15 protein-coding genes are annotated in these 12,589 nt (G+C 68.0%); 5 read left to right on the top strand and 10 right to left on the bottom strand.

The features are described 5' to 3' along the window. Positions 1 to 171 precede the first annotated feature (171 nt). From AC5P65_RS10680 to AC5P65_RS10715, 8 genes are all read right to left on the bottom strand, one after another. Entirely contained in the window at positions 172 to 735 is a 564-nt protein-coding gene (locus AC5P65_RS10680; protein ID WP_111101893.1) for a TetR/AcrR family transcriptional regulator, read from the bottom strand. Positions 736 to 739: 4 nt separating this feature from the next. Further along, the gene (locus AC5P65_RS10685; protein WP_111101892.1) at positions 740 to 2,272 is read right to left on the bottom strand and encodes an MFS transporter; all 1,533 of its coding nucleotides are present in this window, start codon (positions 2,270 to 2,272) and stop codon (positions 740 to 742) included. Between the two features lie 149 nt (positions 2,273 to 2,421). Next, positions 2,422 to 3,168 carry a hypothetical protein gene (locus AC5P65_RS10690; RefSeq protein ID WP_111101891.1) on the bottom strand — a complete coding sequence of 249 codons (747 nt, stop codon included), beginning with the start codon at positions 3,166 to 3,168 and terminating at the stop codon, positions 2,422 to 2,424. Then, on the bottom strand, positions 3,168 to 3,788 hold the full coding sequence (locus tag AC5P65_RS10695; protein WP_111101890.1) for a DUF3299 domain-containing protein: 621 nt from the start codon (positions 3,786 to 3,788) through the stop codon (positions 3,168 to 3,170). The genes AC5P65_RS10690 and AC5P65_RS10695 overlap by 1 nt, the downstream gene beginning before the upstream one ends. Continuing rightward, positions 3,778 to 4,329 (bottom strand): DUF3299 domain-containing protein, encoded by a 552-nt coding sequence (locus tag AC5P65_RS10700; protein ID WP_180832497.1) that lies wholly within the window; start codon positions 4,327 to 4,329, stop codon positions 3,778 to 3,780. The genes AC5P65_RS10695 and AC5P65_RS10700 overlap by 11 nt, the downstream gene beginning before the upstream one ends. A 2-nt stretch (positions 4,330 to 4,331) precedes the next feature. After that, positions 4,332 to 5,585 carry an ABC transporter permease gene (locus AC5P65_RS10705; RefSeq protein ID WP_180832499.1) on the bottom strand — a complete coding sequence of 418 codons (1,254 nt, stop codon included), beginning with the start codon at positions 5,583 to 5,585 and terminating at the stop codon, positions 4,332 to 4,334. Next, entirely contained in the window at positions 5,578 to 6,273 is a 696-nt protein-coding gene (locus AC5P65_RS10710; RefSeq protein ID WP_180832501.1) for an ATP-binding cassette domain-containing protein, read from the bottom strand. Before AC5P65_RS10710 ends, AC5P65_RS10705 begins: the two co-directional genes overlap by 8 nt. Continuing rightward, positions 6,270 to 6,803, bottom strand: coding sequence for a ZrgA family zinc uptake protein (locus tag AC5P65_RS10715; protein ID WP_180832503.1), 534 nt, complete (start codon positions 6,801 to 6,803; stop codon positions 6,270 to 6,272). The genes AC5P65_RS10710 and AC5P65_RS10715 overlap by 4 nt, the downstream gene beginning before the upstream one ends. Positions 6,804 to 6,835: 32 nt before the next feature. On the opposite strand from AC5P65_RS10715, the gene AC5P65_RS10720 reads away from it, so the two are divergent. Then, positions 6,836 to 7,309 (top strand): MerC domain-containing protein, encoded by a 474-nt coding sequence (locus tag AC5P65_RS10720; RefSeq protein ID WP_021202312.1) that lies wholly within the window; start codon positions 6,836 to 6,838, stop codon positions 7,307 to 7,309. A gap of 154 nt (positions 7,310 to 7,463) precedes the next feature. Here AC5P65_RS10720 and AC5P65_RS10725 read toward each other — a convergent pair whose 3' ends face one another. Then, positions 7,464 to 8,366: a LysR substrate-binding domain-containing protein gene (locus AC5P65_RS10725; protein ID WP_180832505.1), complete on the bottom strand. Its 903-nt coding sequence runs from the start codon at positions 8,364 to 8,366 to the stop codon at positions 7,464 to 7,466. Between the two features lie 118 nt (positions 8,367 to 8,484). Here AC5P65_RS10725 and dkgB point away from each other — a divergent pair, with 118 nt between their 5' ends. The 4 genes from dkgB to AC5P65_RS10745 are packed head-to-tail and all read left to right on the top strand — an operon-like array spanning position 8,485 to position 11,525. Then, positions 8,485 to 9,288 (top strand): 2,5-didehydrogluconate reductase DkgB, encoded by an 804-nt coding sequence (gene dkgB, locus AC5P65_RS10730; protein WP_180832507.1) that lies wholly within the window; start codon positions 8,485 to 8,487, stop codon positions 9,286 to 9,288. Between the two features lie 11 nt (positions 9,289 to 9,299). After that, complete coding sequence (locus tag AC5P65_RS10735) at positions 9,300 to 10,247, top strand: TIGR03571 family LLM class oxidoreductase (RefSeq protein WP_180832509.1); 948 nt, start codon at positions 9,300 to 9,302, stop codon at positions 10,245 to 10,247. 19 nt (positions 10,248 to 10,266) lie between these two features. Then, the gene (locus AC5P65_RS10740) at positions 10,267 to 11,205 is read left to right on the top strand and encodes a cyclase family protein (RefSeq protein ID WP_111104676.1); all 939 of its coding nucleotides are present in this window, start codon (positions 10,267 to 10,269) and stop codon (positions 11,203 to 11,205) included. Then, the gene (locus AC5P65_RS10745) at positions 11,202 to 11,525 is read left to right on the top strand and encodes a MoaF-related domain-containing protein (RefSeq protein ID WP_111104673.1); all 324 of its coding nucleotides are present in this window, start codon (positions 11,202 to 11,204) and stop codon (positions 11,523 to 11,525) included. The genes AC5P65_RS10740 and AC5P65_RS10745 overlap by 4 nt, the downstream gene beginning before the upstream one ends. Before the next feature lie 19 nt (positions 11,526 to 11,544). Here the strand turns inward: AC5P65_RS10745 and AC5P65_RS10750 are convergent, their stop codons facing one another. Further along, a complete protein-coding gene (locus tag AC5P65_RS10750; RefSeq protein ID WP_180832511.1) occupies positions 11,545 to 12,498 on the bottom strand; it encodes a LysR family transcriptional regulator in 954 nt (317 codons plus the stop codon). Positions 12,499 to 12,589: the final 91 nt, after the last annotated feature.

Raw genomic sequence — 12,589 nt, forward strand, 5'->3', positions numbered from 1 at the left:
CGGGCCGCTCAACTGGACGTTCCGTCATTCTCGCTGTCGAAGGCGTTCCGCAAGCGGCTGGGGGCCAGGCTGGGCAGACGCGCGAGGGGTAGAGTCGACTGTCAGTCGACTAGCGCGCGAAGCGCGGGGTTTTCGTTGTCTGAGCGAAGAGCAGTCGACTGACAGTCGACTCTACAAGTGCGGCGACCCGTCAGACTTCGCCAACAGCCCGGCGATGCGCTCGGCAACACGGGCGCGCACGCCTGCATCCAGCTGGCCCTGGTACATCGCCTCGTAGATCCACAGGCCATCGGCAGCCAGCCGCGCCACGAAATTGTCGAGCGCTGCGCTGTCTTCTGCTGTACCCGCCTCCGGCGGCAGCGGTGCCCAGCGACGCACCGCCGGTCCCCACGGGCGCTCTTCGGCGTCCGGGTCGGCCGATTCGAGCATGAACATCAGCTCGGCACGGGTGGCGCTCTGGGCAGACACGCGCACGAAGGTCTGGTAACGCTCCAACGCAGTGGCCTGCTCGGCGGTCTTGCCCAGCAATGCTTCCATCGACGTCTCCCAGGCCTGCACCAGGTGCTCGTCGATGCCGCGCAGCAGCGCCTCGCGCGACGGGAAGTGGTACAGCAGGCCGCCGCGGGTCAGCTTGGCCTCGGCCGCCACCGACTCGAAGGTGACCGCACGCACGCCGTCACGATTGATCACGTTGACGGCGGCGTCGAGGATGCGGTCGCGCTTGCTGGTTCTCATTGCCTCATTTTACGCGATCGGCCGCGCCCTCGCGGCTGCCGACGCGGCCGCGCAGCAGGCGCGCGATGATCGCCGCACCCAGCGCCAGCACCGCCGTGATCACCAGCAGCACGATCTGGTAGCCACGGTCATACGCGGCCGCAGCCAGTGCGAACCACTCGCCCTGCCCGCTCTCGCGCGCGGCATGCAGCGCCTGGGTGAAACCCTCGCGGGCAAGCGCGGGCATATCGGCCGAGACCGGCAGGAACGCGCTGTACATTGCGGCACTCAGGCTGCCCAGCATCGCCACCGCCAGCAGGCCACCGAACTCATAGGACACTTCTTCCACCGACGAGGCCATGCCCGCACGGTGCGCCGGCACGTTGTTGAGGATGGCGGTGGACGCCACCGAGATGGCCGAACCCATGCCGAAGCCGGTGATGGCCATGCCAGCCACCACCCAACCAAGGCCGTGCGGGAAACCGAACGCCACCACGCCGACGCCCAGCGCACCTCCGGCCAGGCCACCACAGATCAGCGGGCGCAGGCCAACCCGGTGCAGGATGCTGCCGCCGAGCAGCGCACTGGGCAGGCTGCCCAGTGCCGCCACCGACACCAGCAGGCCCGCCTGCAGCGGCGTGAAACCTGCCACCAGCTGGAAGCGCTGCGTGGTGACCAACTGCAGGCCGGCCATCGCGAACAGGGTGAACACCGCCGACAGCGTGCCGGCCAGGAACGCCGGATTACGGAAGATCGCAAAGTCCAGCAGCGGGTACGGCAGCTGCTGCTGGCGGCGCGCGAACGCCGCACCGCTGATGACGGCCAACACCAGCGCGCCTGCGCCCAGCGCATATGAGGGCGGCGTGGCGATCAGCGACTTGATCGCCAGCACCAGGCCGGACAGTGCAGCCAATGCCAGCACTGACGACACCAGGTCCCATGGCCGCGAGGTGTCGCGCCGTCCTTCCGGCGCCAGCAGCAGCGTGGCCACGAACGCGACCACCACCACTGGCACGTTGATCAGGAACACCGAGCCCCACCAGAAGTGCTGCAGCAGCCAGCCGCCAATGATCGGGCCGAGCGCCGCACCGACAATGGCGACCGAACCCCAGATCGCGATGGCGATGTTGCGTTCGCGTTCTTCGTGGAAGCTCAGTCCGATCAACGCCAACGTGGCCGGCATCATCGCTGCGGCACCGATCGCCAGGAATGCACGCGCGGCAATCAGCTGCGTTGCGGAGTCAGCGAACGCCGCTGCCAGCGAGGCGACGCCGAACACCACCAGGCCGATCAGGAACATGCGCCGGTGACCGATGCGGTCGCCCAGCGTACCCGCACCCAGCAGCAGACCGGCCATCACCAGCGGATAGGCGTTGATGATCCACAGCGCCTGGCCGGCACTGGCCGAGAGTTCTTCGGTCAGCGTGGGCAGTGCGGTGTAGAGCACGGAGTTGTCGAGCGTGACCAGCAACAGGCCACCGGCGACGGTGAACAACAGTGCCCAGCGACGGGCACGCGACAGGGCCGGCGCACCGGCCAAGGGCTGGGACAAAGCCATGGGAGAACCTGGTGGGGTGGAGTACGGTCATAACTATACAGGATGTCCTGTATAGTTATGAAAACAGCGCCACCGATTCAGATTGGGGCCCGGGCAATGTTCATGTTGTCGTGCCCCTCATGCCGGGTCATGCCCGGTGTCAGGGATCATCACCGGCAATCTTCCGGCAGCGCGGCAATCGCCGATACCACCGCCGCCTGCATGCCCTTCCCCACGGCCATGTCCAGTTCCCCGCCAGTTCCCCCATGCTGGCGCCGCAGCTCGTCCTCGCACAGGCCGCGCACCCGCGCACGGGCATTCGCGCGCAGGCTGCTGCACCGCCAGTCGGCGCCACCCAGCGGCAGCACCGAATACACCACGCTGTTGCAGGCGTTGCCGGCACGCTGCTGCAGCGACAGTCCACCAAAATCCCGCGGTTCGCTGCTGCGTTGCGGGTCGAAGTAGCTGTCCGGAAACGTGCGCGCATACTGTTCGATGTCCACGGCCATGCTGCGCCCACCGGCCAACGGCATCTGCAGCGGCTGCCGGCACGGCGTCGCATCGGCGCGGTGCTGGATGTACTGGTAGATCGGCCGGTCCAGCGATTGGTCCTGCTGGGTCACCGCGCTGACTGCCGCCAGCACCGGCAGCGATGCACGATTGGCCATGCGCGCCAGCAGCCCCGCCTGCGCCGGCTGGCAGCGGTCGCGCAATGTTGCTGCGAGCAGGAAGAGCACGTCGTTGCGAAACGCGGGGTCATCACCCAGACGCTGTTCGATACGCTGGCTGGCATCGGACGCCGGTGCCGGAAACGCGACTGCCGGCGGAGCAGCGGGTGCCGCCCGCCGCTGCCACCACACCAGCAGCACAACTGCGCCCAGCAGCACCGCGATAGCCATGAGCCATCGCCTGCGCATCAGTTGCGGATCGCCGTCAGCGTGGCCGCCGCAGCATCGTAGGACGCGCTGGCGATGTCCGCGTCGAAACGCTTCACCTGCAGGCGGCCGGCAAGCCGGTACGGATCCCACAGATCGCCCAGCGCGATCGGTGTCGCCAGGGTCACGTGGATGATCTGGTTGGGTGGCGGCGGCGGCACATGGATGCACGCGCCGTAGAACGGCACGAACAGCAGTTCATCGACCAGGCCGGCATCGTTGGTGCCGAGCGGCACCACATAGCCATCCAGATCCACCGCGCGACCGTCGACAGCGTCGACCACGCGCGAAGAGCCGAACTGCTTGGCGCGATCCGGGCTGGAATGGTCGATCTCCTGCCCCGGCGGCGTGCCTGAGCCGGTGTCGTCGATCAGCCCGCCCACGCCGTCCATGCCACCGCGTGACAGGCCGATCTGCGGCGGCGGGCGCTGGTAGGTCACTTCGTCGGGCCGCAACGCGTCCCAGCGGTCGATGGGGGCTTCGGCCGTGGCGGAGGGCGCCGGCTTGTCCTGCGGCGTGACCACCACGGCGTCGCCGCCCGGCGCCGTACAGCCTGCCAACCCGACGCACCCCAGTACCAGCAGCAGGCAACTACGGTTCATAGGGCCTCAGCTGTGCGTCACGCATGGTGTAGGCCGAACCGGCCAGATCGTCATCCAACCGTTCGGCGCGCAGGGTGCCGGCCAGGAAGAACGGTGAGTACATGTCCGGCATCTCGATCGGGCGCGGCAGCACTACGTGCACGATCTGGTTCGGTGGCGGTGGTGGCACGTGGATGCAGGCGCCGTAGTACGGCACGAACAGGAATTCGGTCAGCCGCCCGTCCTGCGCGTTGGCCAGTGGCACCACGTAACCCGGCAGGCGCACCAGCCGCTGCAGGACCGTGTCCACCGTGCGGAAGGTACCGAACTGCGGCATGCGCCGATTGCCGTTGTGCTCGACCTCCGGGCCCTCGCCCCGCTCCAGCGCGGCCAGCTCGTCCTTGGGCATCATCTGCAACCAGTCCAGCTCCTGCTCCACAGCGCCTGCAGGGTCATCGCGGTCGACGACCGGCGAGGGTGGCAAGGCCTGTACGCCGGTATCCACCGGCCGCTCACAGGCGGCCAGCGCCAGCACCATTGCCACTACCCGCATCCATCGCATGCTCAGCCTCCCGGTGAAAGGCCATCGGCCAAGGTGCGCCGGTAAGCGAGCAACGCCGGGACCAGCCCGGCTACGGCGCTGATCAGCAGCACGCCCACAGCCCATGCCAGTTCACGGCCATCCGGCCAGACATGGGTGATCGACAGACCGAAGGTGGCCAGTACCCAGCCGCGCCCGGCAATGCTGGCGACCACCAGCAGCGACAGGGCCAGCACGCAGGCCACCGCACTGGTCGCCACCGCCTCCACCACGAGCAGGCCAGCGATGTAGCCCGGTCGCGCACCGGTGGCACGCAGGATGGCCATCTCGCGCCGCCGCTCCTGCAGGGTGGAGACCAGCAGCGCCACCAGCGAGACCATGCCCAGCAGCACCACCATTGCACTGATCAGCTGCAGGGCTCGCTCGGCGGTGCCCAGCGACTGCCACAGCTGCTGCAGGGTCACGCCGGGCAGGATCGCCAGCATCGCCTCGTCCGGATACTCGTTGATCCTGCGCTGTACCGAGAACGTGGCGATGCGCGAGTTCAGGCCGAGCATGAAGGCGGTGATGCTGGTCGGGGTCAGGTCCAGGTGGCGCGCCTGCTCGGCGCTGACGCTCTGGCTGCGCAGCTGCACGCCCGATCGCAAGTCAACATGGATCGCCTCGATGGCCGGCAGCGAGACCAGCAGCGACGAATCCACCGGCGTGCCGGTGCGCTGCAGGATGCCGGCAACGCGGAACGGCTTGTCGGCATGCGTGGCCAGCGTGACCGCGCCGGTGCCGTGCGCCAGCACGATCTCGTCGCCGAGGCCGACCTGCTGCGCGCGAGCCACCTCCGCGCCGATCACCGCGTCATACAGATCATCGAAGGGCCGCCCCTGTGCAAAGGCCAGCGCGTGGCCGGCACCATAACGATAGTGTTCAAAGTAGCCGCCAGTGGTACCCACTACCCGGTAGCCGCGCCAGGAATCGCCCAGCGACAACGGCACCGACCACTTCACCTGCGGCAATGTGGACAGCTCCTGGTAGGACTGCCAGGACACGTTGTTGGTCGGGTCGCCGATATGGAACACCGAATACAGCAGCAGGTTCACCGGTCCCGAACGCGCACCGACGATCAGATCGGTGCCCGATACGGTGCTGGCAAACCCCTCTTGCGCCTGCGTGCGTACACGCTCGACGCCCAGCAGCAGCACCACGCTGAGGGTGATGACCAGCACGGTCAGGCCCACGCTCAACGCGCGGCTGCGCAGGCTGGCCCAGGCAAGCTCAAGCATGGCCGGCACCTGCCTGGTTGATCTCGGACAGTGAAATGGTGCGGTCGAACAACGGCTGCAGGCTGTCGTCATGGCTGACCACCAGCACCGTGGTGCCGGCCGCCTGGCACTGCGCGGACATCAGCTGCAGGAAGGCGGTCGCCGCTTCGCGGTCGAGCGCCGAGGTAGGCTCATCGGCCAGCAGCAACGCCGGCCGGCCGATCAGGGCGCGCGCTGCCGCCACGCGTTGTTGCTGGCCAACACTGAGCGTACCCGCCCGCCGCTGCATCAGCTCAGGATTGAGCTGCAGGGCCTGCAGCAGGCGGGCGATCTCGGCATCCAGCGGCCCGCTGATGCGTGCGCTGCGCAGGCGCGAGAAGCGCAGGCCCAGCGCGATGTTGTCGCGCACGGTGAGGAACGGCAGCAGATTGAACTGCTGGAAGATCACGCCCAACTGGTCGGCACGGAAACGATCCCGCGCCGCACCCCCCATGTCCTGCAGTGCGTGGCCGGCCACCTCGACACGGCCCTTGCCGGGCAGCAGCACGCCCGCCAGCAGGCCCAGCAGGGTGCTTTTGCCGCCACCGCTGATTCCGCGCAGCAACACGCTGCTGCCCTGCTCGACCCACAACCGCGGGATGTCCAGCACCAGCCGCGTGCCGTAGCCGAACTGCACCTCTTCCAGCGAGATCACCGGTGCCGCGCTCACGGTGCCAGCACCACGCGCAGGTTGTCGGGCGTCAGCACACTGCGGTTCTGGCCATTGGCGGTTGCACTGTTGACGATGACTTCGTGCAGGCCCGGGAACAGCACGGGCAAGCGCACGACGATCGCCCGCAGCTCGGCAGGTTTGGCACAGTGGTACTGCAGCGTTGCGCTGAAACCTGCGTGCCGGTGCTGTCCCGGCGGCGGCGCGGTGGCCGTCGCGCCGAAGCCCTCCGCATCGGCTTTACTGGTGGCCAGACGGCAGCCCGCAGCGGTGGGCAGGGTGACCCAGTTGCCGCCCTTCAGCAATGACGTCGCCCGTGCCAGCGCGGCCTGCTCGGCTGCATTGGCCGGCGGCCGCTCGTAATCGAGGATGCCGATGCCGGGGGCCTGAAGGGCGAATTCCAGGGTTTGCTGGTCAAGCGCAACATCCACTGTTGCCTGGCCATGCACGTGCGGTGCGTGCTGGCGGATGTCATGGGCCTGTGCGGCGCTGGCAGCCAGCAGCAGGAATAGAACAGCAGGAAGCTTCATGGGGGAGTCTCCAATTGTTACTATGTAACATTATGGACCATATCCCCACGACGCCCGCAAGGGCCTTGGCCCAGCCGCCAACTTCGGCACGCTGGCACCCCCGCTTCGATCTTGCCGGCGCCTGGCTGTCCCTGGCCTGCGCCGCCCACTGCATCGCCCTGCCCTTGCTGCTGGCCTTCGTGCCGGCAGCGATGATGGCGCTGCGCTCGTTCCAGCATCCCGGCCATGGCGCGATGACATTGCTGCTGATGATGTCGCGCTGGGAGTGGCTGTTCGCGCTGCTGGCCTCCTCGCTGGCCTTGGCGAGCACCTCGGCCGGGGTGCACCGGCACGGGCGCTGGCAGCCCCTGCGGCTGGCCTGCGCCGGCGCCATCCTGCTGCTGTCGGCCTCTCTGTATCTGCCGCTGAAGGAATCGCTGCTCTGGCATGGCGTAGCGACAGCCAGTGGTGGCGCGCTGCTGGCGTTCGCTCACATCGGCAATCGGCGCGCGCTGCGCAACCGCTAACACCGGCCGCAGGTCGGTTGGAACACGCCATCCACGCATGGCGTGGATCTACCGATGCGCTCGACGCAGCCAACGGTAGTGCCGGGCCGCTGGCCGGCAGCTGCGGTGATCCGGCAGGTGGGGAAAGCCGGCCAGCGCCCGGCTCTACCCTTCTCTATTCGTCGAACGGTCGCTGTCCCAGCGTCTGCGTCACGTGGTCGACGAAGCACGTGATGCGCGCGGCCAGCGCGGTGTTGCGGTAGTACACCGCATTGATCGGCTGCCGCACCTCCTGCGTCTGCTTGGCGAACAGCTGCACCAGGCGGCCCTCACGCCGATCCTGGCGGGTCAGGAAGTCGGACAGGCAGGCGATGCCCAGCCCGGCCACCGCCATCTGCCGCAGCGTCTCGCCGCTGGATGAAGCGATCGCCGGCGCGATCACGAAAGGGCCGCCATCGGCATCGTGTAGTGGCCATTCGTTCAACGAACTGGGCTGGGTAAAACCCAGCAGGTCGTGCTCGCGCAACTGCTCCACGCGCGTCGGCGTGCCGCGGCGGCGCATGTACTCGGGGCTGGCCACCACGCGGATGCGGCTGTGGCCGATCGGCCGCGCATGCAGGGTGGAATCGCGCAACACACCGATGCGGAACGCCACGTCGGTGCGCTTCTCGATCAGGTCGGTGATGCCCTCGTTGGAATTCAGCTCCAGCTCGACTTGCGGGTAGCGCTCGCGGAAGCCCTCCAGCAACGGCACGATCACATGCAGCATGAACGGCGTGGCGGCGTCCACGCGCAGGCGCCCGACCGGCTGCAGCCGCCGCGCGGCCATCTGTTCCTCGGCCTCGTCCACCGTGGCCAGGATCGTGCGCGCGTACTCCAGGAACGCCGCGCCCTCTTCGGTCAGTTCCAGCCGCCGCGTGGTCCGCCGCAGCAGCGTGGTCTGCAGCTTGTCCTCCAGCCGCGCCAAGGTGCGGCTGGTGGCGGAGATGGTCAGCTCCAGCTCTTCGGCCGCGGCCGTGATCGAACCGCTGTCGACCACGGCCACGAAGGCCTTCAGCTCATCCAGGGTGGTTTTCATTTTTTACCTCGGCGCAAAAGCATTTCCCGTATACACGGCTTAATCAACAAATGTAAAGCGCCCACACTTCGCCCTGTCCCGAGCCCACCGGCTCTCAACGGAGTCCCTGGAGTCCATCATGAGCGTTCCTTCCTTTGGCGTCGGCACCTTCCGCCTGACCGGCCAGACCGTCATCGATTCGGTGCGCAACGCCCTCGACGTCGGCTACCGTGCGGTCGATACCGCGCAGATATACGGCAACGAAGCCGAGGTCGGCCAGGCCATCGCCGAATCCGGCGTGCCACGCGACCAGCTGTTTCTGACCACCAAGATCTGGGTGGACAACTACGCCGCCGACACGCTGATCCCGAGCCTGCGCGACAGCCTGGCCAAGCTGCGCACCGGGTACGTCGACCTGCTGCTGATCCACTGGCCGGCGCCGGGCAATGGCGTTGAACTGCGCGAGTACATGACCGCGCTGGCCGAAGCCAAATCGCTGGGCCTGACCCGTCAGATCGGTGTGTCCAACTTCAACATCGAACTGACCCGGCAGGCCATCGAGGTGGTCGGCGCCGGCGAGATCGCCACCAACCAGATCGAACTGAGCCCCTACCTGCAGAACCCGGCACTGACCACCTTCCTGCAGGACCAGGGCATCACCGTGACCTCCTACATGACCCTGGCCTACGGCAAGGTGCTGAAGGATCCGGTGCTGGCCGCCATCGCCGGCAAGCACCAGGCCACCGTGGCCCAGGTTGCGCTGGCGTGGGCGCTGCAGCGGGGTTACTCGGTCATCCCGTCCTCGACCAAGCGCGAGAACCTGGCCAGCAACCTGCTCGCCCAGGACCTGCGCCTGGATGCCGATGACATGGCCGCGATCGCCGCGCTTGACCGCAACGGCCGCGAAGTCGATCCGCCGGGCCTGGCCCCGGCCTGGGACTGAGGCGCCTCGCCATGGGTAGTGCGTTGACGCGGCTGCAGGCCGGTGGCTTCAGCATCGGCGTCGAAGCACCGCTGGACAATGACTGGACGCCGCTGGGCGAACAGGCACGACGCGCCGCGCGACGCCTGCCCGGCGAACCGGACCTGCAGCGCCATGCGGAACTGGCACGGCTAGCCGACCGCCTCGGCTTCCGTGCGCTGTGGGTGCGCGACGTACCGGTGTACGACCCAGCCTTCGGCGATGCGGCGCAGGTGTTCGAGGTATTCAGTTACCTCGGCTACCTGGCCGGCATCACCAATGACATCCTGCTGGGCACCGGTGCGGTGGTGCTGCCGATCCGTGAGCCGTTGCTGACCTTGAAGTCGGCGCGCAGCGTGCAGCGGCTGAGCGGAGACCGCCTGCTGCTGGGCGTAGCCAGTGGCGACCGCCCGGTGGAGTACCCGCTGTTCGGCCGCGACTTCGACAGCCGTGGCAACCGCTTCCGCGAGCACATCGCAATGCTGCGCGAAGGCGCCGCCGCGCACCTGCCGCAGGGCCTGGACGTGCTGCCCGCGGATGGCCCGGCCCTGCCGCTGTTCGTGGCCGGCCTGGCCCAGCAGCAACCGGCGTGGATCGGCCAGCACATGGATGGCTGCCTGGCCTACCCGGGCACGCCACAGGACCATGCGCAGCGCGTGGCGGCCTGGCGCGCCGTGGCCGGCAACAAGCCGTATGCCAGCTTCATCCACCTGGACCTGGTGGCCGATGCCGATGCCCCGCTGCAGCGCTGGCGCTTTGGGCTGCGCGGCGGCCGCAAAGCCGTGCTGGCCGAGCTGCACGCCATGCAGGCAGCCGGTGTCGACCACATCGGCCTGCAGTTCCGCCGCAATGAACGGCCGTTGGCCGAAACCTTCCACGAAATCGCCGAGTACGTGCTGCCGCACTTCCCGGCCCATGCCCGCGCCGCCGCGACGGTCTGACAGTTACCGGAGCTTTGCCATGAAGATGAAGACCCTGGCCGCGCTTGCGCTGGCCACCCTGCCGCTGTCCTTCCAGGCCACCGCCGAGGACTGGTATCCCTCCGCCTACGGCGCCGACGACGAGATCGGCGCGGCCAACCTGCTGACCGCCGACGTGGTCAAGCACGCGGTCTCGCTGGTCAGGACCGGCAAGACCTATCCGCTGGCGGTGCCGGTGGACAAGAACCTGCCCGCGTTCCGCCACCGCAGCTTCCGCCTGTACAACGTTCAGGTCGGCCAGCAGGCCGGCAAATCGCTGGGCCCCAACAGGTTCACCTTCAACGATGAACTGGTGAACGCCTGGACCGGCGTTGGCACCCAGCTCAACGGTATCGGCCATATCGGCATCGACAACGTCTACTACAACGGCAACAAGGCCGCCGACTTCGTCACCGTGGACGGTGTGCGCAAGCTCGGCGTCGAGAAGGTGCCGCCAATGGTCACCCGCGGCGTCGTGCTGGACATGACCGCGTACTACGGCAAGGCGATCGTGCCCGGTGGCACCGAGTTCACCGTGGCCGACATCCAGGCCGTGCTGAAGAAGCAGGGCCTGAGCCTGCGCAAGGGCGACGTGGTGCTGTTCAACACCGGCTGGCTGGAACTGATCGGCAAGGACGACAAACAGTTCCTGGAAGTGGAACCGGGCATCGGCATGGAGGCGGCGAAGTGGCTGGCCGACCAGGGCATCGTCGCCTTCGGTGGCGACACCTGGGCCTCGGAGGTCTACCCGAACCCGGACGGTGCCGAGGAATTTCCGGTCAACCAGTACATGCTGGCCAAGCGCGGCATCTACAACCTGGAGCTGATCGACAGCCGTGCCCTGGTGCGCGACAAGGCCTGGGAATTCCTGTTCGTGCTCGGCCAACCGCTGTATGTCGGCTCGACCCAGGTGAACATCAACCCGGTGGCGATCCGATGAACACCGCCGCTGACCTTCCCGTGTTCGCCGGCCGCCGCTTCCGCGTCCGCTATGACGGCCTGGCCGCCGACAATGTCTACAGCGCCGATGGCCGCCACGTGCAGTACGCCATCGTCTCCGGCGCCTATGCCGGTGCGCAGGGTGAAGCCGCCTGCGAGTGGCAGCAGATCAGCGACGGGGTCTATGCCATTTCGTGGCAGGAAGCCGATGGCGCTACGGTCGTGCATGTCGATGACTTCGCGTGCGGGCATTCGCTGGCCTGGTTCACCGCCACCGATGGCAGTTTCCATCGCATGCAGGGGCCGCTGCACGCGCTGTGATGCCGGCCAGCGGCCGGCACTACCCCCTGCGGTCGGACAGCTTCGCGTGCCGCTCCGGTAGTGCCGGCCGCTGGCCGGCAACCCCGGCCTGCTCGAACACCCCGGCCACCCAGTCGATGAACACCCGCAAGCGCGGCGACGGCGTGCGGTTGCGCGGGTAGACCAGGCTCAACGGGCTTGGGGTCGGCGGCGCGTCCGGCAACAGCTCCACCAGCTGCCCGCGCGCGATATACGGGTCCATCCGGTAGCGCGGAGCCTGGATGATGCCCAGGCCCGCCAGCGCGGCGCCGAGGAACGCATCCGCACCGGACACACGCACCCGCGCCGGCAGCGGCACGTAGCGTACCTGCCCGCCCTGCTGGAACTCCAGCGGAATCAGCTGGCCGGTGGCGCTGGAGCGATAGCCGACCATCTGGTGGCCGTCCTGCAGGGCATCGATGCTGCCCGGCGCGCCCCTGACCTGCAAATAGCTTGGCGAGGCCACCGTCACCTCGCGCAGCATCGTCAACCGGCGCGCCGCCAGATCGCTATCGGCCAGCGTCCCCACCCGCAACGCTGCATCCACGCCTTCGCGCAGCAGGTCGACATAGCGGTCGCCTTCGCTGACGTCCAGTTCGATCTCCGGGTAGCGCTGCAGGAAGTCCGGCAGCTGCGGAAACAGCAGGTGCCGGCCCAGCGTGCCGTGCACTTCAATGCGCAAGGGGCCGCGCGGCGGCGCGTCACGGAAGGCGGCCTCGGCATCGTCCATGTCGGCGATCAGGCGCAGGCAACGGCCATAGAAGGCCTCGCCTTCCAACGTCGGCACCACCAGCCGCGTGGTCCTGTGCAGCAGGCGCACGCCCAGCCGCTGTTCCAGCGCCTTGATCGCGTCGGTCACCGTGGCCCGCGGCAGGCCGAGGTCCTCGGAGGCCCGGGTGAAGCTACGGCGCTCGACGATACGGACGAAGGCGCGCATGGCCGTAAAGCGGTCCATTGTTCGGCTATCCGGATGATGTTGGCGGATTATGCAGGATTATCCGAACGTGCGATGGCGCGAACATGGCCCTGCGCCGCTCCGGCGTGTC

The organism is Stenotrophomonas sp. YJH_SMC_48-3 (assembly GCF_059369375.1).